The sequence below is a fragment of the Duganella sp. CT11-25 genome (genome assembly GCF_047302815.1).
In the GTDB taxonomy this organism is placed as follows: Bacteria; Pseudomonadota; Gammaproteobacteria; order Burkholderiales; family Burkholderiaceae_D; genus Rugamonas.
Genome location: NZ_JBKBFD010000001.1, coordinates 5997600 through 6021812, shown reverse-complemented (window position 1 = coordinate 6021812; position 24213 = coordinate 5997600). Strand labels below are relative to the sequence as shown.

24 protein-coding genes are annotated in these 24213 nt (G+C 66.0%); 13 read left to right on the top strand and 11 right to left on the bottom strand.

What is annotated here, in order from left to right; all coding sequences use genetic code 11:
- Positions 1-35: 35 nt before the first annotated feature.
- The 4 genes from ACEN9F_RS25960 to ACEN9F_RS25945 are packed head-to-tail and all read right to left on the bottom strand — an operon-like array spanning position 36 to position 2699.
- Positions 36-500, bottom strand: a complete 465-nt coding sequence (locus ACEN9F_RS25960; protein WP_413424740.1) for a hypothetical protein — start codon at positions 498-500, stop codon at positions 36-38.
- The gene (locus ACEN9F_RS25955) at positions 500-1345 is read right to left on the bottom strand and encodes a hypothetical protein (protein WP_413424738.1); all 846 of its coding nucleotides are present in this window, start codon (positions 1343-1345) and stop codon (positions 500-502) included. Before ACEN9F_RS25955 ends, ACEN9F_RS25960 begins: the two co-directional genes overlap by 1 nt.
- Entirely contained in the window at positions 1345-2139 is a 795-nt protein-coding gene (locus ACEN9F_RS25950) for a hypothetical protein (protein ID WP_413424736.1), read from the bottom strand. Before ACEN9F_RS25950 ends, ACEN9F_RS25955 begins: the two co-directional genes overlap by 1 nt.
- A 47-nt stretch (positions 2140-2186) precedes the next feature.
- On the bottom strand, positions 2187-2699 hold the full coding sequence (locus ACEN9F_RS25945; RefSeq protein ID WP_413424734.1) for a DUF6160 family protein: 513 nt from the start codon (positions 2697-2699) through the stop codon (positions 2187-2189).
- Positions 2700-3219: 520 nt separating this feature from the next.
- Here ACEN9F_RS25945 and ACEN9F_RS25940 point away from each other — a divergent pair.
- The 6 genes from ACEN9F_RS25940 to ACEN9F_RS25915 are packed head-to-tail and all read left to right on the top strand — an operon-like array spanning position 3220 to position 8909.
- Entirely contained in the window at positions 3220-3987 is a 768-nt protein-coding gene (locus ACEN9F_RS25940; protein ID WP_413424732.1) for a C39 family peptidase, read from the top strand.
- Positions 3988-4024: 37 nt separating this feature from the next.
- Positions 4025-5035, top strand: coding sequence for a transporter (locus ACEN9F_RS25935; protein ID WP_413424730.1), 1011 nt, complete (start codon positions 4025-4027; stop codon positions 5033-5035).
- 1 nt (position 5036) lies between these two features.
- On the top strand, positions 5037-6650 hold the full coding sequence (locus ACEN9F_RS25930) for an OmpP1/FadL family transporter (RefSeq protein ID WP_413424728.1): 1614 nt from the start codon (positions 5037-5039) through the stop codon (positions 6648-6650).
- Positions 6651-6669: 19 nt separating this feature from the next.
- Complete coding sequence (locus ACEN9F_RS25925) at positions 6670-7218, top strand: DUF2059 domain-containing protein (RefSeq protein ID WP_413424726.1); 549 nt, start codon at positions 6670-6672, stop codon at positions 7216-7218.
- The gene (locus ACEN9F_RS25920) at positions 7215-8219 is read left to right on the top strand and encodes an AraC family transcriptional regulator (protein WP_413424724.1); all 1005 of its coding nucleotides are present in this window, start codon (positions 7215-7217) and stop codon (positions 8217-8219) included. Before ACEN9F_RS25925 ends, ACEN9F_RS25920 begins: the two co-directional genes overlap by 4 nt.
- Positions 8220-8234: 15 nt before the next feature.
- Positions 8235-8909, top strand: a complete 675-nt coding sequence (locus ACEN9F_RS25915) for a hypothetical protein (RefSeq protein ID WP_413424722.1) — start codon at positions 8235-8237, stop codon at positions 8907-8909.
- A gap of 10 nt (positions 8910-8919) precedes the next feature.
- On the opposite strand, the gene ACEN9F_RS25910 is transcribed toward ACEN9F_RS25915, so the two are convergent.
- Both ACEN9F_RS25910 and ACEN9F_RS25905 read right to left on the bottom strand, forming a co-directional pair.
- On the bottom strand, positions 8920-9891 hold the full coding sequence (locus tag ACEN9F_RS25910) for a hypothetical protein (protein ID WP_413424720.1): 972 nt from the start codon (positions 9889-9891) through the stop codon (positions 8920-8922).
- A gap of 150 nt (positions 9892-10041) precedes the next feature.
- Positions 10042-11682, bottom strand: coding sequence for a M28 family peptidase (locus ACEN9F_RS25905; protein WP_413424718.1), 1641 nt, complete (start codon positions 11680-11682; stop codon positions 10042-10044).
- 132 nt (positions 11683-11814) lie between these two features.
- Between ACEN9F_RS25905 and gluQRS the strand changes: the two genes are divergently transcribed.
- Both gluQRS and ACEN9F_RS25895 read left to right on the top strand, forming a co-directional pair.
- The gene (gene gluQRS / locus ACEN9F_RS25900) at positions 11815-12714 is read left to right on the top strand and encodes a tRNA glutamyl-Q(34) synthetase GluQRS (RefSeq protein WP_413424716.1); all 900 of its coding nucleotides are present in this window, start codon (positions 11815-11817) and stop codon (positions 12712-12714) included.
- A 42-nt stretch (positions 12715-12756) separates the two neighbouring features.
- On the top strand, positions 12757-14256 hold the full coding sequence (locus ACEN9F_RS25895) for a CHAD domain-containing protein (RefSeq protein ID WP_413424714.1): 1500 nt from the start codon (positions 12757-12759) through the stop codon (positions 14254-14256).
- A gap of 16 nt (positions 14257-14272) precedes the next feature.
- On the opposite strand, the gene ACEN9F_RS25890 is transcribed toward ACEN9F_RS25895, so the two are convergent.
- The 3 genes from ACEN9F_RS25890 to ACEN9F_RS25880 all read right to left on the bottom strand — a co-directional run bounded on the left by ACEN9F_RS25890 (position 14273) and on the right by ACEN9F_RS25880 (position 16385).
- On the bottom strand, positions 14273-14671 hold the full coding sequence (locus tag ACEN9F_RS25890) for a hypothetical protein (RefSeq protein WP_413424712.1): 399 nt from the start codon (positions 14669-14671) through the stop codon (positions 14273-14275).
- A 44-nt stretch (positions 14672-14715) separates the two neighbouring features.
- Positions 14716-15315, bottom strand: coding sequence for a LysE family translocator (locus ACEN9F_RS25885; RefSeq protein ID WP_413424710.1), 600 nt, complete (start codon positions 15313-15315; stop codon positions 14716-14718).
- A gap of 116 nt (positions 15316-15431) precedes the next feature.
- Positions 15432-16385 (bottom strand): LysR family transcriptional regulator, encoded by a 954-nt coding sequence (locus ACEN9F_RS25880; protein WP_413424708.1) that lies wholly within the window; start codon positions 16383-16385, stop codon positions 15432-15434.
- Positions 16386-16484: 99 nt separating this feature from the next.
- Here ACEN9F_RS25880 and ACEN9F_RS25875 point away from each other — a divergent pair, with 99 nt between their 5' ends.
- The 5 genes from ACEN9F_RS25875 to ACEN9F_RS25855 are packed head-to-tail and all read left to right on the top strand — an operon-like array spanning position 16485 to position 21604.
- Positions 16485-17186, top strand: coding sequence for an HAD family hydrolase (locus ACEN9F_RS25875; protein ID WP_413424707.1), 702 nt, complete (start codon positions 16485-16487; stop codon positions 17184-17186).
- Between the two features lie 47 nt (positions 17187-17233).
- Positions 17234-18505, top strand: a complete 1272-nt coding sequence (locus ACEN9F_RS25870) for an NAD(P)/FAD-dependent oxidoreductase (protein ID WP_413424705.1) — start codon at positions 17234-17236, stop codon at positions 18503-18505.
- Between the two features lie 19 nt (positions 18506-18524).
- Positions 18525-20057 (top strand): hypothetical protein, encoded by a 1533-nt coding sequence (locus ACEN9F_RS25865; RefSeq protein ID WP_413424703.1) that lies wholly within the window; start codon positions 18525-18527, stop codon positions 20055-20057.
- A 6-nt stretch (positions 20058-20063) separates the two neighbouring features.
- Entirely contained in the window at positions 20064-20606 is a 543-nt protein-coding gene (locus ACEN9F_RS25860; protein ID WP_413424701.1) for a DinB family protein, read from the top strand.
- Positions 20603-21604: a 2-hydroxyacid dehydrogenase gene (locus tag ACEN9F_RS25855; protein WP_413424699.1), complete on the top strand. Its 1002-nt coding sequence runs from the start codon at positions 20603-20605 to the stop codon at positions 21602-21604. Before ACEN9F_RS25860 ends, ACEN9F_RS25855 begins: the two co-directional genes overlap by 4 nt.
- Here the strand turns inward: ACEN9F_RS25855 and ACEN9F_RS25850 are convergent.
- A complete protein-coding gene (locus ACEN9F_RS25850; protein WP_413424697.1) occupies positions 21594-23552 on the bottom strand; it encodes an ATP-binding protein in 1959 nt (652 codons plus the stop codon). The two genes, ACEN9F_RS25855 and ACEN9F_RS25850, sit on opposite strands and share 11 nt — an antisense overlap.
- On the bottom strand, positions 23549-24115 hold the full coding sequence (locus ACEN9F_RS25845) for a YfiR family protein (RefSeq protein WP_413424695.1): 567 nt from the start codon (positions 24113-24115) through the stop codon (positions 23549-23551). Before ACEN9F_RS25845 ends, ACEN9F_RS25850 begins: the two co-directional genes overlap by 4 nt.
- Positions 24116-24213 lie beyond the last annotated feature (98 nt).

Here is a 24213-nt window from a genome sequence, read left to right as displayed (position 1 = left end):
GCCCGGCACGGATTCCCGCCCGCGCGGGAATGACGTCAGTGGCCCCACAGCCGGACCTGGCCCTGCAGCGACACCGTGCCGTTGATATTGATGCTGCCCAGGTTGCCGGTCACCGGCGCGGCCGGATCCATCTGCACGCTCAGCGACTCGAAGCCGAGATTGGTGTAATGCACATAGCCCGGCAAGCCGATGGCGATATAGTCGCCGCCGCCGTCGCTGCGGTTTTGCACGCCGAGCGTGACGGCAAACATATCCACCGTGCCGCGCACATTCTTGAACACGATGTAGCGGTTCACGCCATCGCCCTTGAAGCCCAGCGACAGACGGCTGTCGCTGACCGCGCCCACCAGCGTCGGATCGTTCAGCACTACGTGGGCGGCAAAGCTGATGCCGTCGCCGCCGCTGACCTGGGACAGCTCGCCGTCGTCGAGCGCGCGCAACGAACCGGCCTGCGCCGTGCCCGCCATCAACGCCAGCAGCAAAAAGAGCGCGCGCGCCATCAGTATTTGAACTTGATATCAAGGTACTGGATCTGGATCGATCCGATGCGCGACGATCCCAGGTCGACCGTCGGCTGGCCGGGACTCACGAACGAAATATTATCGACCACGATGCCGCCCGCCGGCGCCACGCCGTTGCCGTAGCGCGGATCCGGCCAGTCGATGCCGATGTGCAGGCGCGGGCCCAGCTCATCGGTCAGGGCATTGATCACCGCGGGCTGCGACGCCACGTTGGCGATCACCCACGGCGTATTGTTGAAGACGCCGCTGCCGTCGACGCCGCCGATGTGCACGCCGTTCAGCACCATCGCCTCGCTGGCGTCGTCGCGGCCGCGCGGCCGGAACGACAGCTGGCCGATATCCATGCGCAGCGCCGCGCCGAAGGCGATGCCGTCGTTGACCTGCGGCGTGGTGAACTGCAAGCCGCCGCCATACAACACCATGTCCTTGAGCACCACGCTGCCCTGCTCGCGCACCACGCCGTCCGCGCCCACGCCCCAGTCGTAGGCCAGCTGCCAGCGCTGGTCCGCGTTGGTATTCACCGGAAACGCGATGTTGATGACGTCGGCCAGCCCCGGCGCGCCGGGCACGATATCCAGGCGGTAGGGATCGGAAAACGGCAGCGGATTGTCGCTGCGCGAGGCGTGGAACTTTTCCACATACAGGCTGGCGCCGCCCGGCGTGGTGTAGCTGACGCGCGCGTCGCCGCTCATCGCGAAGCCGTTCAGGTCGAAGCTGACGCCGTCGCGCCCGCGCACCGACGACAAGGCGGCATCGCTCAGCGGCTCCATCGCCGCGGCGGAGATGGCCGTCAACATCAGCAGCGCACCGCACGCGCGCCGCATCAGCGCACCTTGGGCAGGTTGGCCGGCACCAGGCCGTTGGTGGTGAGCGCCTGCAGCTTGTCGCGCCAGTTCAGCCAGACCCCGGCCTGCGCCGCATCGGAGGCCGGCAGGCCGGTCGCGGTCGGGAACTGCACGCCGGTCTTCAGCAGCGAGATCCAGAAGTCGCGGCTGGCGCCGGCGGCGTCGCCGGCCGTCACGCCGCCCAGTTGCGACAGCGACAGGCAAGGCGCGGTGCACGCGCCGTCCCAGCGCTTGCCGCCCAGCGTATCGGTGTGCGTATCGAGCACGATCGCGCCGCCGTCGGCGCCGGTGCCGCTCACCTTCAGCGAGCCGGACAGGGTATTGATCTTCAAGCCGACATCGCCGCTGATGGCGTCGAAGCCAAAGCGCATGCCGATCACTTCGCGCGACGCGCCGTCGGCGGCGTTGCGGTACACAAATTCGAAATAGGGATTGCCGATATGGACCAGCCGCTGCGCATCGGTGCCGTCGCTGCGGCCGAACTGCAGCAGGCCGATGTCGAGGTCGGCGCCGCTGCCGTTGCGCGCCGCATAGGTATATTCGCCCAGGCGCATATTGCGCAGGTTGGCGCTCAGCGTGATGTCGGCGTCCAGCGCCACCTTGCTGAAGTCGTAGCCGCCAAGGCTGGTATTGGTCAGCGTCACCAGGCCCTGTCCGCGCGTATTGGACAGTTCCTCTTCGCTCAGGGGCTGCATCTGCGCCGACGCCGATTGCGTGCAGCAGGCCAAAGCCGTGCACAGAACCAGCGCGCGCCAGTGGTTGGGGATTTTCATGATGGCGGAAGCAACAGCCGCCGAAGCGGCTGTTGCAGCTCAGCTGATTAGTGAGCGTAGATCCAGACTTGGGTACCGCGCATATCGATCTGGTTCATGGCGACCGAACCGAACGATGCTGCGTTGTTGCCCATCTTGATCGCGTCGACCGACACGTTCAGGAATTTGCCGGCTGCCACTTGCACATCGGCCGGGATGGCGATCTGCACGACGTCGCCGCCGGTGACCGGGTTGTAGAAGGTGCCTGGGTTGGTCACGCCAGCGGCGCCGGCAGCGGCCAGGAAGGAATTTTTCGACAGGATGTCGATGCTGGCGGCGATCAGGCCGTTGACCTTGATGCCGTTGAACGACACCGAACCGCCACCCAGGCCGTTCGCATCCAGCGCGTCGGTATCGGTGTAGACGAAGGAATCGATCTTGACGTTCAGGTTGGCGACGATGGACACGCCGTCCTGGCCGCTGACGGTGCTCAGTTCAGCGTCCTGGATCGGGGTCATGGCCGATGCCGAGAATGCCAGGGTTGCCAGGGCTGCTGCGATTGCGGTTTTGACGATTTGCATGGTTTTTATCTCCGGGTTTAGGTTTTAAATTTTTGTTTGCTCACAGCCGCCGGCCTGGTCCTAGGCTCCGGGTAGGAGCCGCGGAACGCAGTATCCGCCGCCGTGAAAATCTTAATATTTGACTATTAATTGAGTTCATCATAAGAGTCGGTCCGGCCACCGGTCCATCATTTCGCGCTGACCGCGAAAGCCAACGACTTGGCCTTGAGAGCCATACAGAGTGAGGGCGCAGCGGGGGCGCCGTGGTGCGCTTGTTGTTCGCGTTAGCATAAGTTGCGGGCCAAAATCTAGAGTCACATTTCTAAAAAAGAAGGTGCCGCGCGGCGGCAAACCATGCGTTAATAAATTACAAAAATGCAAAGACGAGTTGTCGCCTTAATAAAGCACGACCGTTCTAATCTAGAATATTGGAGACCAGACATGCAACCGACATCGGGGCGCCCGACGCCCTTGGGCGCAGCCTACGCCCACGCTTTTATTCCCGCATTTTCCCGCGCGCGCCCGCGCGAAAGCTGAGCCCATGCTGATGCTGCTGCTGGGTGTAGTGGCCGCCATCATCGGCGGCGCCGGTGTCATGTCCCGACACGAACCGCAGGACCGGCCCAAGGGCCAGTTCGAGATGCCGCAAGCGCTGCTGGGCGGCGCAGGCTATGTGCAATCGGTCGCGATGGAGCCGTTTTCCGAGCTCAAGTACAAACACATCGTGCGCCAGGCCTTCGACTACAGCTGCGGCTCGGCCGCGCTGGTGACCATCCTCAACTACCACCTCGGCGTCCAGGTCAACGAGCAGCAGGCCATGGAGGGCATGCTGGACAAGGGCGAGAAGGACAAGATCATCGAGCGGCGCGGCTTCTCGCTGCTCGACATGAAGCGCTATGTCGGCTCGCTGGGCCTGTCCGGCGCCGGCTTCAAGGCCGAGATCAAGGACTTGATGACGCTGGACGAACCGGCCATCGTGCCGATCGACTACGCCGGCGCCAAGCACTTCGTGGTGTTGCGCGGCATCCGCGACGGCGTGGTCTACATCGCCGATCCGTCGGCCGGCAACCTGGTGTTCTCGGTCGAGGAATTCGCCCGCTGGTGGGACAAGAACACGCTGTTCATCATCTCCCCGGCCCAGGGCCGGAAGCCGGTCGGCCAGCTGGCGCTGACGGACCAGGAGCTGGGCGTGACCGACATGGACCGCGTCACCGGCAAAGGCTTGCAAGGCCCGATGAGCAACGCCGCCATGCTGCTCAACCGCGCAGTCAACTCGGGCGCCGCCGGCACTTGGATGCACCGCAATTAAATCCCCGCAGCGCCCACACTCTCACAAGGAAGCCGATATGTCGTTTCGCACCATGACTTTTGCCGTAGCCGCTGCGCTGGCCACGTTGCCCGCCGTCGCCCAACAATCCACCGCGCCCGCCAGCGCCGATGCCGCGGCGGCGCGCGACGCGCTGGCCAAGAAGGAAGGCGAAGGCGACCAGAGCGCGCTGCTCAAGCAGACCCTGACCGCCGTCGACAAGCAGTATTCGATGATACGCCGCAACCAGTTCTCGCTGAACTACGACCTGAGCTACAGCTATGTCGGCGAAGAGCGCATCGTCACCGACATCGCCAACGGCAGCGCCACGCTGTTCAACATCCAGAACAACAACTCGCACACGGTGACCAACACCTTCTCCGGCGACTACGGCGTGCTCGACAACCTGACCGGCAACGTCACGCTGCCGCTGATCTCGCGCTACGCCGACACCGGCCAGGCCGACGGCATGTCCAACTCGCTGGGCGACATCGGCGTCGGCGCGCGCTGGCAACCGTTCGAGGCGCGCCGCGACCGCCCCAGCCTGACCGTCGTCAGCAACCTGCGCCTGCCGACCGGCCGCAGCCCGTACAAGATCATCGCCGGCAGCGGCGTCGCCACCGGCAGCGGCGTCAGCGCCTTCACGGCCGGCCTCAACGTCAACAAGATCGTCGATCCGGTGGCGCTGTTCGGCTCGCTCAACTTCACCGTCAGCGCGCCGGCCAAGGACCTGTGGCAAGTCAACGGCACCCGCATCCTGACGCGCGTGCAGCCCGGCTCCTCGGTCGGCTTCGGGCTGGGCTTCGCCTACGCGCTGTCGTACGGCATCTCGACCACGGTCTCCTTCCAGGAAGCGATCTCGGCCGGCTCCAAGCTGCGCTTCGCCGACGGCCTGGAAGCCAAGACCCACATGCAGACCTCCGGCATCCTCAACCTGGGCCTGGGCTACCGCGTCTCGCCCAAGACCACGGTCAACTTGTCGGTGGGCATCGGCTTGACGCCGGATTCGCCCAACCTGGTGGTGGGCCTGAACCTGCCGCTGAGTTTCTGACATGACCGCGCCCGGCACGTACACCCCGCGCGGGATCGCGTTCGCGGCGGCCTTGCTGTGCTCGCACGCGGCGCAGGCCGCGCTGACCGAGAACCTGACCACCAGCGTGGTGGCGATGGCCATGGGTAACGCGGTGACGGCCGATCCGCCGGGCATCTCGTCGATCCACTTCAACCCGGCCGGACTGGCCCGCATGACCGGCGACAGCGAAAGCATCCACAACTTCGTCGCCTCGATCCGCACCTCGGCCAGCTTCACGCCGGGACCGGGCTTCGACGTCGGCGGCTGGCGCGACGATCCGCTGTCCAACACCTCGACCGGCCCGGTGCGCCAGGTGATGTACGTGCCCGGCTACGGCATGCCCGGCTGGCGCCTGCCGGCCGTGGCCGTGCCCGGCATCGGCATGTCGTGGAACAAGCCCGGCTCGCCGTGGACCTTCGCCACCGACGCCTATATGTCGCAGGCGATGAGCCTGGACCGCACCACCGATCCCAACGATCCCGGCCAGTACCAGGGCCGGCAGCTGCAGATCCAGCGCCTGGTGTACGCCTCGCCGGCGCTCGGCTACAAATACTCGGACACGCTGCGCTTCGGCGTCGCCGTGCCGATCGCGCACGCGGCCTTCGTGGTCGACACCAATATGCGCTTCCCGAATGAATTGCTGGGCGTGTTCGGCCAGCTGCAAAAAGGCTGGTGCCCGGAGGACGGCGGCAACATCATCGACGTGTTCGGCTTCGGCGTGTGCGGCGGCGGCAAGGACGGCATGGTCAACCCGTTCAAGAAAGCCGCCAACATGCGGCTGGAACTGACCGCGCCGGTCGACCCGACCATCAACCTCGGCGTGCTGTGGGAACCGCGGCCGTGGTTCGCGCTGGGCGCGGTCTACCAGGGCGGCTCGAAGACGCACTACACCGGCAGCTATGTCTTCAAGACCGAGCCGATGCTGCGCAACTTCGTGCGCGGCATGAACGCCAGCCTGCTGGGACCGATCGCCGGCGCGGTGCTGGGCTTCCCGACCTCGATCCCGGCCGAGCAAAAAGGCAATATGAGCGCGACCATCCCCTTCCCCGCGCACATGCAGGTGGGCATCAAGCTGCGCCCCATCAAGTATGTGCAGCTGAACGTGGACGCCAGCTACGCCCGCTGGAGCGAATGGGATTCGCTGCGCTTCCAGTTCGACCAGAGCATCAAGCTGCTGGAGGTGGCGCGGCTGTACGGCATCCCCGATTCCGGCAAGCTGGTGATCCCGCGCAACTACAAGAACGTGGTCAACTTCGCCTACGGCCTGCAGCTGTATCCGATGGAACGGCTGCAGATCCGGCTCGGCTACGAGCCGCGCAAGACCTCGGTGCCCGAAAACAAGATCGACCTGCTGGCGCCGCTGCCGAACACCAAGCTGCTGAGCGCCGGCATCGGCTTCAAGCTGAACAAGGACACCGACATCAACATCACCGGATCCTATATGTCGGGCCGGTTCATCACGCCGGCCAACACCGACTGCAATATGAACTGCAACACCTTCCTCAACGTGATCTACAACCCCTACGCGGGGCAGGACGTCAAGGGCGACATCCACGTCCGCTATTTTGGCTTTGAAATCAACAAGCGTTTCTGATTTTTTGGAGGAGCAAACCATGAAGACATCCCACATCAAACGCGGCCTGCTGGTGCTGGCCCTGGGCGCGGCCTGCGGCGGCGCCCTCGCCGCCCCGGTAGCGCCGGCCAAGCAGGCGCTGGTCGACCAGGTGCTCAAGCTGTGGAACATCGACAGCATCGGCCAATCGATGCTGCAGGTGCCGGTAGCCGACGCCGTGCAGCAGGCGCGCGCCATGCTGCAGGGCCGCGCCCCGGCCGACAAGCGCGACGCGGCGATGGCCGACATCGTCGGCGAGGCCAAGCAGTTCATGACGGACGCCACGCCGATCACGCGCAGCAGCGCCGACAAGCTGATCCCGGCCACCATCGCCCCGCTGCTGGCCGAGCGCTACAGCGAAGAAGAGCTGCGCCAGCTGATCGCCATCCTCGAATCGCCGGTCAAGAAAAAGTTCGAGGCCATGCTGCCGGAAATGCAAAAGAAGCTGGGCGAAAGCGTGGCCGCCGACACCCGCGCCGTCATCGATCCCAAGCTGCAGGGCCTGAAGGAAAAAATCGGCCTGCGTCTGCGCGCCGCGGTCACGCCATGACCTACTCCTCCGCCCTGCATCTGGTGCGCGGCGTGAAATCGCGCCTGGCGCAATCCGGCGTGGAAGCCGAAGCGCTGTTCGCGCAGGCCGGCCTGGACGAAGGGGACGGCCTGGCGTGCGACGCGCTGACGCTGTCCGACAAACTCAGCCACCTGTGGGAACTGGTGGTGGAGAAATCCGGCGACCCGCTGATCGGGCTGAAGATCTCGGCGCCGCACCGGCTCGGCTGGCTGGGCGTGATGGGCCACATCATGCTGGTCTCGCCGACGGTGCAAAGCTCGATCGAGCGCTACCAGGGCAACACGCGCGTCGGCCTGGTGCTGCCGGGCGCGCGGCGCGACGTGCCGCAGCAGCGCTACGACTTCGTCTGGTGCGTGCTGCTGCGCTCCCTGCGCTGCGCCGCCGGGCGCGACGACATCGCCCCGGTGGTGGTCGAATACACCTTCCCGGAGCCGGCCAACGCCCACGTCTACGCGGAAACCTTCGGCTGCCCGGTGAAGTTCGACATGCCGTACAACGTCATGGAGTTTTCCGACACCGACCTGGTGATGGCCCTGCCGGCCTCGCCGCCGCTGGTCTCGGGCGGCGGCGAGCGCGTGCTGGCCAGCCTGGCGCGCGCCGAACCGCCGACCTTCAGCGCCAAGGTGCAATGCCTGCTGGCCAGCCTGCTGCCGAAAGGGCCGCCGCACCGCGACGACATCGCCGCGCAGATGATGATGAGCGAGCGCACCTTGCAGCGCCGGCTGGCCGAGGAAGGCACCAGCTTCACCAACCTGGTCGACGACACGCGGCGCGAGCTGGCCCGGCAATCGCTCAGCGCCGGCGAGCTGTCGCTGAAGATGCTCAGTTTCCAGCTGGGCTTCTCGGAGCCGAGCGCGTTCTACCGCGCGTGCAAGCGCTGGTTCGGCATGGCGCCGTCGGACATCCAGCACCTGGCGCACCAGCCGGGGCCGGGGCCGGAAGCGCTGCAGGCGCCCACCACGCCGCGCAAATCGGCCTAATCAATGGAGAACCTCATGGGATGGTTATCGAGTCATCAGAACAAATCGATGCTGGGTCAGCTGCTGGTCAGGCAGAAGCTGATTACGGAAGAGCAGCTGGCCAGCGCGATCGAACTGCAGCGCAGGACCGGGCAGCGGCTGGGCGATATCTTCGCCGAGCTCAACCTCATCACGCAGCAGAACATCGAAGACGCGCTGCGCAAGCAGCGGCGCCTGCGGATGGCGGCGGCGATCGCCACCTCGCTGCTGGCGCCGTTGGAAACCTACGCGGCGCAAGCCCTGCCGATGGCGGCGGCCAGCGCCCCGGCGGCGCGCGCGCTGCGGGCATTGAGCGAAGAGGAACTGGGCGACACCTCGGCGCAAGGCCTGAGCGACGACCTGGTCAACGCCGTCAAGCAGGCCAGGGGCAGCGGCGTGGAAGTGGTGGGCGAGATGAGCAAGCTGCTCAATCCGGTGCTGGGCTTCCTGGAAGCCGACACCACGATGAAAAACGTCGTCTACGATCCCAGCAAGGCGGCGGCGACGATCAACAAGGACGGCTCCCTGACCTTGAGCCTACCGTCATCGATAGGCGAAATCGCCTTCAACAACATCCGCATCAAAGGCACGGAAGGCTCCAGCTTCGGCAGCATCTCGATCAAGGGCATCGACCTGACGGGCACCTCGATCACCCTCGGCTTCCATCACTAAGCCGATTTTGTTATTCGAGCTGGATGCTGGTGGGTGCGTCGCGGTCGGTGGTGAGCCAGCCGTCGGCGTAGTTGAGCTCCGTCACCTGTATTGAACTGCGCCTGTTGTCCGGCTGGCCCGGATGGACGAAGTAAAACAGGAAGGCGCGGTCGCCGCTGACGATCACTTCGGGATGATGGCCGCCGTTCTGGTCGTCAACCCCGGTGCCGGGCACGGCCAGCAGACTGTCCGGCTGGCGCATCCAGGTCAGCGCATCGTCGGAACGGAAGGCGCCCAGGCCGGCGTTGCCGAGCAAATCAGTCAGCAACCAGTAGTGCCCCTTCCAACGGAAAGCCAACGGCGCCTCGCCGCGAGCGCGCGGCAGATGGGCCGAGCCCTTGTCGGTCCAATGATAAAGATCCGGGCTATCGGCGTAGAAGATGGTTTTGCCGGCGCGCTCATTGTTGTACCACATGCGCCAAGTGCCGTCCGGCAAGCGCAGCACGGCGGGATCGATGACCTTGTCGCTGGCCAGCGCCAACGTGCTCTCGTACTTCCACGTCTTCAGATCGGCGCTGCTCAGGTGCACGATCGCGCGCGGATGCGCCCAATCGGCAAAGACGCCCGGAACGACGGTCACGTACAGATGAAAGAGGCTGCGATCGGCGATCACGGCAGGCGCCCAGAAGGTCGGCGTGCCGGCGGTATTCGGCACCTCGCGTGGAAATTCAACCACGCCGCGATACGCCCAATGCGCCCCATCGATGGACTCGGCGATGCCGATCGGCGTGCCATGCACCCAGGTCACGCCATCCAGCCCCGCCACATTCGCGCGCCGGTTGGTATAGAACATCAGCCACTTCTTATCCAGGGGGCTGTAGATGATGGAAGGATCCGCCGCGCCATCAAATACCGGATCGCGGTACAGCGGCTTGGGCGCGACGACATCCGCCTGCGCGGACACCGCCAGCAGCAACGAAAAAAGGAAGGAGAGATAGCGCATATCAAAAATATACCCTACCTCATCCCTCCCAAATGTTCATTTACATGACTGTTTAACTCCGGGGTCAGGTCCGGAACCTGGACACGGACTCGACCCTAGAGTTCACCTACAGCAGAGCTCCTGTCCGGTTGCCGGACCTGACCCCGGAGTTTAGTTGCGGGGCTTGGCGAAGGCGTCTCCTTTCTTCCATTCCGGCAGCTTGGCGCCGTTGGCGATCAGGCGGCCCAGGTTGAGCGTGTATTGCGCCGTCTGCACCATGCCCGACAGGTCCCAGCTCGGATCGTATTCGTCGCTGGCCTGGTGGTAGCGCTTGCCGTACGCCTTGGCCTTGGCTTTCGAGCCTTCCGGATCCTTGATGTAGTCGCGGCCCGATTCGATCGAGAACGCCGGCACGCCGTTCTTGGCGAAGTTGAAGTGGTCGCTGCGGAAGTAGCCGCCCGCCAGGTCCGGTTCCGCTTCGGCGATGTGCATGCCCATCGCCTTGGCCGCCGTCGCCGCCAGCTTGCCCAGCTCGGTGCGCTCGCTGCCTTCGGTGCCGATGTCGCGCGTGGCGCCGACGAAGTTCAAGCTGTCCAGGTTGAGGTTGGCGGCGGTTTTCGCCAGCGGCCACAGCGGCGCCGATGCGTACGCCGCGCTGCCCAGCAGGCCCTGCTCTTCCGCCGCGACCCACAGGAACATCTGGCTGCGCTTGGCCGGCGCGCGCCTGGCTTCCTGCGCCATCGCCAGCAACGCCGCCGAGCCGGAGGCGTTGTCCACCGCGCCGTTGAAGATGGTGTCGCCGCTGTCGCCCTGCTTGCCCAGATGGTCCCAGTGCGCGCTGTAGATGACGACTTCGTCCTTCAGCTTGGGATCGGTGCCCGGCACCACGGCGGCGACGTTGAATTGCTCGACCTTGCGCACGGCGGCTTTCATTTCGCCGTTCAGCTTGGCGGCCAGCGCGACCGGCTTGAAGTCCTTGCTTTCGGCGGCGGTGCGCAGCGCGTCCAGGTCCTGGCCGGCGGCCTTGAACAGGGCGCGCGCGGTGTCGTCGGTCATCCAGCCTTGCAGCTCGGTGCCCAGCGTGCCCGGCGAGCCCTGCGGGCTCGCCGCCAGCTGGAAGCGCTCGACGCCCGACCAGCTGTTCTGGATCACGCTCCAGCCGTACGATGCGCTCGGCGTGGTGTGAATCAGCAGCACGCCTGCCGCGCCCTGACGCTTGGCTTCTTCAAATTTGTAGGTCCAGCGGCCGTAGTAGGTCAAGCCCTTGCCGTTGAAGCGGTTCGGCTGCGCGGCGGTCGGTGCCGGGTCGTTGACCATCATGACCAGGATCTTGCCCTTGAGGTCCATGCCCTTGTAATCGTTCCACTGCTCGTCCGGCGCGGTGATGCCGTAGCCGACGAAGACCAGGTCGGCATTGAAGCTGTGCGCGGCGGTCGCATCGCCCGGCGCGAACACCCAGTCCTTACCGAAGCTGATGTCCAGCGCCTGGCCGCCCGCTTCCAGCTTGAGCGTGCTGTCGGCCGGCTGCGTCTTGACGCCGGCGATTTGCACCGACTGGCGGAAACTATTGCCGTTGCCCGGCTTCAGGCCCAGCGCCAGCGCCTGGGTTTCCAGGTAGGCGACGGTGAGGTCGGCGCCGCGCTGGCCGGTGCCGCGGCCTTCCAGCAGATCGCTGGACAGGAAGGCGAGGTGGGCGCGCAACGGGGCTTCCTGCACGGCGGTCTTGCCTGCGTCTGCAGCATGGGCCGGGAATGCCAGCGCCAGGCTTATGGCCAGGGCGGAGGCGACAAAGGATGGGGTCATTTTTTGCATGATTTCCTGAGGGCGTTATGGGTGGTGCGGTCTGCTTGTTTTGCCGCGCGCACATTGTATGCGATTTGCCCCGCCTATCAGCCGCCGCCCATTGCGCAGTGCAGCAAAGGCCGGGCGCGCTAGAATAGCGGCATGACTGAACGCATTCCCTACATCGGCCGCTTCGCGCCCTCGCCTACCGGCCCTTTGCACACCGGCTCGCTGGTGGCGGCGATGGCCAGCTATCTTGACGCCAAGGTACACGACGGCCAGTGGCTGGTGCGCATCGAAGACGTCGACGGCGACCGCAACGTGGCCGGCGCCGACGCGCACATCCTGGCTTCGCTGCAGCGCTGCGGCATGCGCTGGGATGGCGAGGTGACCTGGCAAAGCCGCCGCACCGGCCTCTACGAGCAAGCCTTGCGGCAGCTGGGCGAGCTGGTCTATCCCTGCGGCTGCTCGCGCAAGGAGATCGCCGATTCGCAACTGAGCCTGACCGGCAAGCAGGCGCAGGCGTTGATCTATCCCGGCACCTGCCGCCACGGCCTGGCGCCCGGCAAGAGCGCGCGCGCCCTGCGCTTGAAGGTGCCGCAGTCGCCGCACTGCGTGCTGGCGTTCGACGACCGCTGGGCCGGGCGCGTCAGCCAGGACCTGACCGATGAAGTGGGCGATTTCGTCATCAAGCGCGCCGACGGCTTCTGGGCCTATCAGCTGGCGGTGGTGGTGGATGACGGCGCGCAAGGCATCACCGACATCGTGCGCGGCGCCGACCTGCTCGACTCCACGCCGCGCCAGCTCTACCTGCAGCAAGTACTTGGCCTGCCGCAACCGACCTATCTGCACGTGCCGGTGGTGGTCAACGAGCTGGGCGAAAAACTGTCCAAGCAAACCGGCGCGCAGGCATTCGACAACGGCGCCGCTCCGCAACAGTTGCTGCATGACGCCATGCTGCCCGCCGCCCGTTTCCTCGGCCTCGATGTGCGCGCGGAAACCATCGATGCGTTCTGGCGCGCCGCCACGCCGGCGTGGGCGCAACGGCTGCTGCGGCTTTGATGCCGTGCGCTGCGCACATCGGCTTTTCTCTACACTGATCGCATGGAAGTCGAACTCAAACTCTTGCTCTCGCCGGCGGACAACGACACGCTGCTGCGCCTTCCGCTGATCGCCTCCCGCGCCAGCGCGCCGGTCCGCGCGCAGCAATTGTCGGCCCGCTACTTCGATACGCCGGACCTGCACCTGCTGCGCCACGGCGCGGGCCTGCGCGTGCGCAAGGTCGATGGCGTCTGGATACAGACCATGAAGGCCGGCGGCAGCGTGCAAAGCGGTTTGCACAGCCGCAACGAATGGGAAGGCCCGGTGGACCGTCCCTGGCCGCGCCTGGGACGGCTGCGCAAGCTGATCGACGGCGAGGCCCAGTGGCGGGACATGCTGGATGCGCCGGAGCTGAAGGAGCGGCTGGAACCGTTGTTCGTGGTGGAAGTGGAACGCCACACCTGGGACCTCGAAATCGACGGCGGCAAGATCGAGCTGGTGCTCGATCACGGCCACATCGACCGTCACGGCCACCAGGTGCCGGTCAATGAAATCGAGCTGGAGCTCAAGGATGGCAATCCCGCCAGCCTGTACGCTTTCGCGCTGCTGCTGCACGAGCAGATTCCCCTGCGCCTCAACAACATCAACAAGGCCGAGCGCGGCTACATGCTGGTGCGCCAGACCGGCACCGTGGCATACCGCGCCAAGACGCTGGAACTGCCCGCCGACGCCAGCGTGGGCGACGCCATGCTGGCCGTGCTGGGCAACTGCCTGCAGCAAATCCAGCGCAACGAGGACGCCGTCATCAAGGGCGACGACGCCGAGACGCTGCACCAGATGCGGGTGGGCGTGCGGCGGCTGCGTTCAGCGCTGAAGCTGTTCGAGTCGATCGCGCCCTGCCCGCCCGCGCTGCAGGAAGACATCCGCTGGCTGGGCACGGAACTGGGCGCGGCGCGCGACTGGGATGTGATGCTGACGTCCACGCTGGCCCGCGTGCAGGCCAGCCCCGGCGGCAAGCACGGCTTGCTGGACCTGCAGGCGCTGGCGCTCGAGTCCGCGCGCGCCAAGCGGCGCGAGGCGGCGCAAGCCTTGCTGTCGCCGCGCTACACGCATCTGATGCTGACGCTGGGCTCGTGGATGCTGCAAGCGGCGCCGGGACTCAAGGGCTCGGCCGCCAAGTTCTCGCGCCAGACCATGCAGCATCTGCACAAGTCGCTGCTCAAGCGCGCCAACCGCATGGACGACAACGATCCGGCCGGCGTGCACCGCACCCGCATCGCGGCCAAGCGAGGCCGCTACGCGCTGGAATTTTTCCATTCGTTCTATCGCGCCCAAGGCGCGCGCACTTATCTGAGAACACTGGCCGCCACGCAGGACGAACTGGGGCAGCACAACGACCTGGTGGTGGCCGACCGCTTGCTGCAGGAACTGGTGCAACAGCATCCGCAGGCGGAAGCCGCGATCCAGTTCGCGCGGGGCTATCTGCTTTCGCAGCAGGCAACGCAGCCGGCCGACCTTGCTGCGATCCGCACCGGCCTGCACGCGCTGCGGCTGCCGCACTGAGGCGCGCGCTGATCGATCAGCGCGCGGCCGGCGCTGGCTGGGAGATCACGGCCCAGGTCAGCGTGCCGGGGCATTTGGCTTGCTGCACCGCCTGCAGCGTTTCATCGGCTTCGGTGCTGGCTTGCGCGTAGGCCTTGCGGCCGGCGATCTTGAAATGCAGCGCAGGGTCGGCCGAGCTGGCGGTCTTGGACAGCGTCGGCAGGAAGCCGCGCTCGGCCATGATCTTGCGGCAGGCATCCATGCCGGTCAGCTCGCTCGATTCGATCTCGATGCTGAAGACCCAGCTTTCCACATAACCGCGCGCGGCGCGTGCCGGCTCCGGCAACATCAGGTTCGACGGCAAGGTGGCGGCGCCGGCGGCGGCGGCCAGCAGGGACGCGCTCAGCACCAGCGTGCGCGCAATTCGATGAAGCATGGGCATTGGGGACTTCCTTAAGATCCGGTATAGCCCCTATGGTATCAGTTCATCAGCAACGGATACAGCGTGGCGACCAGCAGCAGCGCCATGACCACGTTGAAGATGCGCACCGAGCGCGGATCCTGCAGCACGCGCCGCATCGCCACGCCGAACAGCGCCCAGGCGCCGACGCAGAAAATGCCGATCACGCCGAACACGCCCGACAGCAGTGCCACGTCCGCCACCTTGAAGCCCTGCGGCAGGTAGGTGGTCAGCGCGCCGAGCGCCATCACCCAGCCCTTGGGATTAATCCATTGGAAGGCAGCCGCGCCGACAAAGCCCATCGGCTTGGACAGGCTGGCCTGCTCCGCGCTCATCGGCGCGGCATGGGCCAGTTTCCAGGCCAGCCACAGCAGGTAGATCGCACCGGCGTACTTGAGGATCACCTGCAGCAAAGGGAACTGTTCGAATACCGCGTGCAAGCCCAGCCCGGTGGTAAAGATCATGAAGGAAAAGCCGCAGCAGATGCCGAACAAGTGCGGCAGCGAGCGCGCGAAGCCGTAATTCAGACCGGAGGCCAGCATCATGGCGTTGTTCGGGCCGGGCGTGATGGAACTGACGGCGGCAAAGGCACACAAAGGGAGCAGCAAATCGAGCGACATGGGTTTATCCGGTGAAGAGCACGAACATCCATTGTAGAAGCAAGTGTACTGAAGTGTACCAGTACACTCATCAAAACACTTTGTACAGGTGTATTGGTCAAACCACCGTTACTGGATCAGGTGCGCTTGCGCTGACGCCCCAGCAGCTTGTAGAAGCTTTCCAGTTCGCGCCGCACCAGGTCCTGGCCGTTCTCGATGACGAAGTCCTGGAACGCCGCCGCCACCTTCGGGATCGGCTGCTCGGACAGGTGCATGATGTGCCAGTCCGCTTCCACCGGGTTTTCCTGCATCGGCAGGATCGCCAGCAGGCCTGCTTCGAATTCCAGCCCGCAGGCGTGCACCGACAAGAATCCCAGTCCCAGTCCGGCCGACACCATGCGCTTGATCGCCTCGTTGCTCGATACCTCGGAGCCGAATTCGGCCGGGTGGCCGGCCTCGCGCAACAGCTTTTCGACCGCCGTGCGCGTGCCCGAGCCGCGCTCGCGCACCAGCAGGTTGGCCGCCATCACGTCGTTGAGCGTGATCTTTTTCTTCTTCATCAGCGGATGCGCGGGACTGGCGACGAACGCCATCGGGTGACGCGCGAATTTGGCGGCGTTGGTGCGCAGCTCGCGCGGCGGCGTGCCCATGATGGCCAGCTCGATCTCGTGCCGCGCCAGCATGTTGACGATCTCCGCGCGATTGCCCACTTGCAATTTCAAGCGCACGTCCGGCCGCTCCATCGTGAACGGCACCAGCAGCGGCGGCAGCAAGTGCTCCGCCGTGGTGACCGCGCCGATGCGTAGCGTGCCGCTGGTGACGCCCTGCAGCGCCGCCAGCTCGTCGCCGGCCTGCTCCCACAGTCGCAAGATGCGCTCGGAGAACTCCACCATCACCTCGCCCGCCGCCGTCAGCTGGATGTTGCGCCCCACCTTGCGTGTCAGCGCGATGCCGGCGATCTCCTCCAGTGTGCGGATTTGCAACGATACGGCGGGCTGCGTGAGGTGCATCGCATCGGCCGCGCGCGACACGCTCTCGTGGCGCGCGACCAATACCAGCGACTGTAGCTGGCGGAAACTGGCGTGATACATAAGGATTCCTTATCGATTATCGAATATCTTTAATTTTTCTTTCGTTCATTCTACCTCTATATTCATAATTATCTGACATCGTTTTAGCGAGAGACCGACATGAGCATCGACGTGATCTTCCTGGGCCTGGACGGCGTACTGTTCGACACCGAGGCGCTGCACCTGGCCGCCTGCAACGCGGCGTTCGCCAACGCCGGCCTGTCGATACGCTGGACCCTGCCGGCGCTGCGCGCCGCCGCCGCCACGCACGGATACGCCCGCGCCATCGGTTCGGCCATCGCTTGCGAGCTGCTGTCGCGCGACAAGCAGCGCGTCGCCGACCTGTTCGCCGACAAGCACCGCCAGTTCCACCAGGCGATCCTGGCCCGGCCGCCGCAGGCGCTGCCCGCCGCGCTGACCCTGATCGACGATGCGCTCAACGCCGGCTGCAAGATCTGCATCCTGACCGACATGCCGGCACCCGCCGCCTCCGCGTTGCTGGAGCGCTGCTTCGGCGCCGATGTCAACAGCCTGTTCGCCGTGGTCACCGGCGGCGCCAGCTTCGACGGTCCGGCCGGTACCGGCCCTTATGCCCGCGCGCTGAACGCCATGGGCGTATCGCCGCACGACGCCATCGCCATCGACACCGCCGTACCGGGCCTGCGCGCCGCCGGGGAAGCCGGCTTGTGGACCGTCTCGGTCGCGCCATACGGCGCCGACGTGGTACGTCCGCGCCAGTTCATCACCTTCGACGCGCTGCGCGATCTGCAAGCCAGCCCGTACACGCCGGATCAGCAAAGCCCCAAGGATCTCGCGGCATAGATCCGGCGGGGGCGGCACCCCGTTTTTTTACTACCTGGAGGCGCATCATGGAAACCATCGTCATCGTAGGAGGCGGTGCGGGAGGACTCGAACTCGCCACCCGTCTTGGAGATACCCTCGGCTACGCCAAGCGCGCCCGCATCGTGTTGGTGGATCGCTGGCCCGGCCACTTCTGGAAGCCGCTGCTGCATACGGTCGCTTCCGGCAAGTGCGATCCGCAAGTGACGCAGCTGTCCTTCAGCGCGCAAGCCGTCGATCACTGCTTTGAATTCGTGCAGGGCGAAGTGCTGTGCGTGGACCGCGTTGAGCAATCCATCTCGCTCGCCCCGCGCAACGGCGGCGACGGTGCCTGCCGCGTCATCGGCTACGACAAGCTGGTACTGGCGCTGGGTTCCGTGACCAACTTCTACGGCGTGCCCGGCGCCGCCGAACATGCGCTAACGCTGGACAGCGTCGCCGACGCCGAGGCCTTCCGCCAGCGCTTCATTGAAACCTGCATCCGCGCCGGCGAGCAGAAGACGCAGGCGCACGTGGTGATCGCCGGCGGCGGCGCCACCGGCGTAGAACTGGCGGCGGAACTGAGCAACAGCGCCCGCGCGCTGGCCGCCTACCGCGTGCACACGCTGGACCCGGAGCGCGATATCCGCATCAGCGTCGTCGAGCGCGGACAATATCTGCTGCCGCAGTTGCATCCGCAACAGTCGCAGCGGGCCGCGCGCCATCTGCGCTCGCTCGGCATCGAGGTGCTGACCGCCACCACCGTCGCCAGCGTCGAACCCGGCGCGGTGATCGATGCAAGCGGCAACGAACACCCGGCCGACCTGACCTTGTGGGCGGCAGGCGTCGAAGCGCCGCAGCTGTGCGCCACGCTGGGCCTGACGATCAACCACCTGAAGCAGATCGTGGTCGATTCCAGCCTGCGCTCGGCCAACGACGGCCGCATCTACGCCTTCGGCGACTGTGCCAGCTATACCTGCCCGGTCAAGGGCGTGGCGCCGCCGCGCGCGCAAGTCGCGCACCAGCAGGCGATGTTCCTGGCCGACCTGCTGGCGCGCAAGGCCGGCACGCCGCCGCCGGACTTCCGCTATCACGACTACGGTTCGCTGGTCTCGCTCGGACCGCAGGCCGCGGTTGGCGTGCTGACCGGCGCCGTCACCGGCAAGAGCATCCGCGTCAGCGGCGGCGCGGCGCGGGTGCTGTACCGGCTGATGTACCAGAAGCACCTGCTGCAGCTGCACGGCATCGCCCGCATGAGCATCCAGACGCTGGCGGACTGGCTGCGCGCGAGGGTGCTGCCGCCGGTGCGCCTGCATCGGTAAACCGCTCTATAATGAGGTGATGACAACCATCACCTCATTGAACAGGACCACCCCGGCCGCCTCTTCCTCTGCGGCGGCCGGGACGTCCACCGCCCTCTCCACGCCCTCCGGCGCGGCGCAGCCTGGCGCATCGACAGTCGTCTCTCTGGGCGCCGGCGGCGGCGCCCAAACCACCGACCGCCCGCTGGTCTGGGAGAACCGCATCCGCAGCACCTCCAGTACGCTGATGGCGCGGAACTACACCAATCAGCCGCTGGCGGGCAGGCTCAAGGGCGTGGGCGCGGAGCTGCTGAAACAAGTGGCCTACGACGGCGAAGATTTTTCGCAATCGGTCGGGCAGGCGCCGGCTGGCGTGCAAGCTGATACCTACGATATGCTGGTAATGCCGACGCAGGTAACGCAGCACGGCATGGGCGATAACCAGGTCAAGCTCAGTATCACGACGCGCAGCGGCGTGAAGGTCGAACTGTCGCTGGATGCCGGCGACGGCGGCATCGCGGTCGAGGCCCACAGCGACGGCAAACTGAATGAATCGGAGCGCAAGGCGCTGGGCAAGCTGGCCGACGCATTCCAGAAATCGATCGACGGCCTGACCGAAGACCCGCCGCGCATCGACTTGGCCGGACTGACGCAATTCGATAGCGCGGCCCTGTCGTCGGTGGACCTGAAGGGCCAGGTCAAGGTGAACGCGAAGGATACGCAGCAACTGGAATTCCACGCCGACAGCAAGCAAAGAACGGTCAGCTTTACCGGCCCCGCCGGCAGCGCGAAGATCGGCGTCGACCTGAGCCAGCCCGCCAGTTGGGGCAGCAAGGACCAGCAGGCCAAGGCGCTGGGCCGCTACCTGCAGCAAGTCGACCAGGCGGGCTTGCGCGGCCAGGGCAACGGCACCATGCTCGGCATGTTCAAGGATGCGTTCACCGATATGAACAGCGATTACGGCGCGCCGGTCGTGGCGCCGCGCGGCATCACGCTGACCGACCAAGACCGCGCGATGACGACCGGGCTGGCCGACTTCACTGCATCGATGTCGCAAACCGAAGTGGCGTCCAATCCGGCGCGCGTCACCGAAAAAGACACTTTCGCCTACGAGCTGTCGCAGAAGACCGCGATCGCCGGCCATACCCAGTTGGACCGCTCGATCTCGCAGCAGCAGCAATCGCACCTGAAGGCGCAATATCATCAGCCGGTCAAGGCGGGGGCGCTGCTGGCACTGGACCTGAGTCCGCAATCGCAGAACTACAAGTACGTCACCATCGACGACCGGGCCAGCAGCAATACCAACATCGCGTATGACGAGGGTGTGCTGGCAAAAGCCTCGCTGGAGATGGAGGCCAACCGTTCCTCGCGCGTGCTGACCTACTCGTTGGGCAAGCTGAAGGACGATCAGACCACGCCGTCCGGCAAGGCGATGTCGAACGATTTGCTCACCACGCTGGAGCCGGAGCGCATCGGCTTGCCGGTCTTGAGCGACGCCGAGCGCGCGCAGACGCTGGCGCGGTTGAACGACCGGATCTTCCTGCAATCGAACCCAGACGCGATAGCGAAATAGACGCGCATGAACACACCTGAATATATCGTCCTGATGGCGGAATATAACGCCGCCATGAACCGCAAGGTGTACGACGCCGCCGCCACGCTGCCGCACGCGGAACTGATCGCCGACCGCAAGGCCTTCTTCGGCTCCATCCTCGGTACGCTGAACCATCTGCTGGCGGGCGACACGATCTGGCTCAAGCGCTTCGCCGCGCATCCCGCCGGTTTCCCCGCGCTGCAGGTGATGCACGACGTACCGCTGCCGGCCGGCGGCTTGACCCACAGCTTCGGCGAAGACCTGGCCGCCCTGCGGCAGCATCGCTTGCACCGCGACGGCGTCATCTCGCAATGGGCGGCGCAGATCCGCGCGGACGACCTGCTGCTGCCGCTGGAGTACCACAGCACCAGGGGCGACGTGTACCGCAAGGACCTGGGCGCGGTGATCACGCACTTCTTCAATCACCAGACCCACCACCGAGGCCAGGTCAGTACCCTGTTGACGCAGGCCGGCGTGGACATCGGCGTCACCGACCTGCTGCTGTGGGTTCCGGACGAAATGGCATGAAGATCGCCGTCTACAGCGCCCAGCCCTACGACCGCCGCTTCCTCGACGAGGCCAGGCTGGCGCAGGCGGGCGCCGTCGACGCCGTGTACTTCTCGGACCGCCTGACGCTGGACACCGCGCCGCTGGCGCAGGGCTGCGAGGCGGTCTGCGTGTTCGTCAACGACCTGCTGGACGCGCCGGTGCTGGACGCGTTGCATGCGCTGGGCGTGCGCGCCGTGCTGCTGCGCTGCGCCGGCTTCAACAACGTCGACCTGGCGGCCGGCGCGCGCCTCGGCATGTTCATGGCGCGCGTGCCCGCCTACGCGCCCGAGGCGGTGGCAGAACACGCGCTGGCGCTGGTCATGACGCTGAACCGCCACACGCACCGCGCCTATGCGCGCGTCCGCGAAGGCAACTTCGCGCTGGACGGCCTGCTTGGCATGACCTTGCACGGCAAGACCGTCGGCGTGGTCGGCGCCGGCAAGATCGGCGCCGCAGCCGCGCGCATCTTCCATGGCCTGGGCTGCAAGGTGCTGGTCAGCGATCCGGCACCGGCGCCGCAGCTGGAAGACTACGCCGAGCGGGCCAGCCTCGATGCGCTGCTGGCCGAATCGGACATCGTCACCCTGCACTGCCCGTTGATGGACGCCACCCGCCACATGATCAACGCCGCCAGCCTGGCGCGCATGAAGCGCGGCGCCATGCTGGTCAACACCTCGCGCGGCGGCTTGATCGACACCGCCGCCGTGATCGAGGCGCTCAAGTCCGGACAACTGGGCGCGCTGGCGATCGACGTCTACGAGCAGGAGAGCGCGCTGTTCTTCCACGACCATTCCAGCGACATCATCGCCGACGACGTGTTCCAGCGCCTGATGACCTTCCCCAACGTACTGGTCACCGGCCACCAGGGCTTCTTCACCATCGAGGCGATGCGCGAGATCGCCGCCGTCACCTTCGACAATCTCGGCTGCTTCATGCGGGGCGCGCCTTGCGCCAATACGCTGCCCGTCAGCTCTTGAGCGGCAGCGTCAGGATGAAGCGCGTGCCGACACCCAGTTCGCTCTCGACTTCTATCTTGCCGCGCAAGACGCCGTAGACGATGTTGTAGACGATGTTGAGTCCCAGCCCCGAACCGCCGCGTCCCAGCTTGGTGGTGAAGAAGGGATCGTAGATGCGTCCCATGTTTTCGGGCGCGATGCCGGCGCCGTTGTCGGCGACGACGATGCTTACCCGCTCGCCGTCGATGGTGCTGGCGCTGATGACGATCTCGCCGTTGCTGCGGCCTTCGAAGGCGTGGGTCAGGCCGTTGTTGATCAGGTTGATCAGCACCTGGCCGAACGGCCCCGGATAGCTGGTCATCATGATCGTCGCGGGTATCTCCTGGCGGACAGCGATGCCGCTCTTTTTAAAGGTCGGCACCAGCACCAGCAGGATTTCATTGGCCAGGTCGGACAGCAGGAATTCGCGGCAATGCGAGGTGGTGCGGTCCACCGCCACCTGCTTGAAGCTGGACACCAGGTCCACCGCGCGGTGCAGGTTGCGCAGCACGATCTCGCCGCCGCTGCTGACGTCGTCGACGAACTGCTGCAGCGTCGAGCGCTTGATGCCTTCGGCGGTCGCGCGGCTAAAGCTGCGGGTCTGGTCGATCAGCGTGCTGACCGCCAGCAGGCTGTTGCCGATCGGCGTGTTGAGTTCGTGCGCCACGCCCGCGACCAGCGCTCCCAGCGCCGCCAGCTTCTCGCTGCGCACCAGCTCATCCTGCGCGTGCTGCAGCGTCTCCAGCGAACCCGCCAGTTCCTTGTTGGCCTCCACCATCTGGCCGGTGCGCAGCTGCACCAGTTCCTCCAGCCGGTCGCGATACTGGATCAGCTCCACCTCGCTCCTCTTGCGGTCCGTGATATCGGTCGAGATGCCGCCCATCGCCCATACCTTCCCGGTCTCGTCGCGCAGGCAGAACTTCTCCGAGATGTAGGTACGCAGCGTGCCGGTCGCATCGGGCACGTCCTCCTCGTAGATGTACGATTGACGCGACGCCAGCGCATTCAGGTCGCCGTCGCGGATCACGCGCACCGTCTGCTCGTCGAAGATATCGGCGTCGGTATGGCCCAGCGGATCGGGCGATCCGGCCGGCAGCACCTTGCGCAGCCGTTCGTTGACCAGCAGGTAGCGCCCTTCCAGGTCCTTGACGTAGATGACGGCCGAGGACTTGTCGGCGATATTGGTCAACAGCGACTGGCTCACCCGCAGTTGCGAGTCGCGCGCGGCGATGGTCGCCAGCATGGTGTTGAGCGCCTCCGACAACCGCCCCACCTCGTCCCGCGAGCCGACCGCCGCGCGCACGTCGTAGCGCTGCTCGCGGGTGACCTTGTCGGCCACGCGCGACAGCGCCAGCAAGGGCCGCGTCACCAGCCGCCGCAGGCCGATCGCCTGCAGCAGGCCGCCGATCGCCAGCGCCAGCATCACCACCGCCAGCACCAGGCCGTACTGGCCGAGGCGCGCCGCCAGCGGCTGCAGGGCGCACTCCACCTGCAGGTAGCCGACCACCTCGTGCTGGAAGCGCACCGGCGCCAGCATCGTCAGCAGGTCACCACGATACAGGTGGCCGGGCGCCGCCATGTCCTCCGGCCACACGCAGTTCACCGTGCCGCTGCGGCCGTAGCTGGCGAAAGGCTGGTGCAGCGTATCGAACAGGCAGGCGCTGCGGATGTCCGGCGTGGCGCGCAGCGCGTCCAGCGTGCGGGTGGCCGCGCGGCGGTCGCCGAAGTTCAGGTCCACGTCCAGGTTCAGCGACACCAGTTCCATGCGGCCGGCCAGGTCCTGCACCAGCCGCGAACGCACCACGCTAAAGTCGTAGGTGGCCAGCACGATCAATGCCGCCAGCAGCGAGGCCAGCGAGGTCGCCAGCGACACCATCAGCAGCTTGCGCTGCAGCGCCATGTCGTTCCAGTATTCGCGCAGCGCGCTCATTTACCCTCCCCGCCGACGACACGCTCGGCCAGCGCCAGCATGCGCGGATGCAGGACGACCCCGGCATGCCGGGCCGCTGTCAGGTTGACTTCAAAGCGGATGCTGCCGTCCACCGGCACCAGGTTGATGATGCCGCCGTCGGCCAGGAAGCCGGCGGAGTCGCCGATGGTGAGGACGGCCTGGTCGCGCAGGCGCGTCAGCCAAGCGTTCTGGCGCGCGCGTTCCGGCACGGCGATATACAGGGCGTGACAGGACTCCATCTCATCGACGCGGCTGACGGTGCGCAGTTCCAGCGGATGGCTGCCGGCGGTGCGGCTTTGCAGCTGGCGTCCGATCTCCGCCGCGCCAGGGCCGGCCAGGCACAGCACCAGCGGCGCGCGCGGATCGGTCAGCGCGGGCCAGCTGGCGTAGCGGGCGAAATTGAGGATGTAGGCGGCTTTGATCTGCTGCTCGGGAATCGCCTCTCCGGCGCCGGAAGGGACGGCCGGGACGACCATCAGCGCCGCGAGCAGGCAGGCCCGCGCGGCGAACTCGATGCGTCTCCAAGCGCCCAGTAGTCTCATCGTGCACGCTTCCCTTTCAACGTTGTAGCCGCATGGACGCACGGCTTGAACGCCCACCGATTCTATCCGAATCGCCCCGCCGGCCGGCTTTTTTCGCT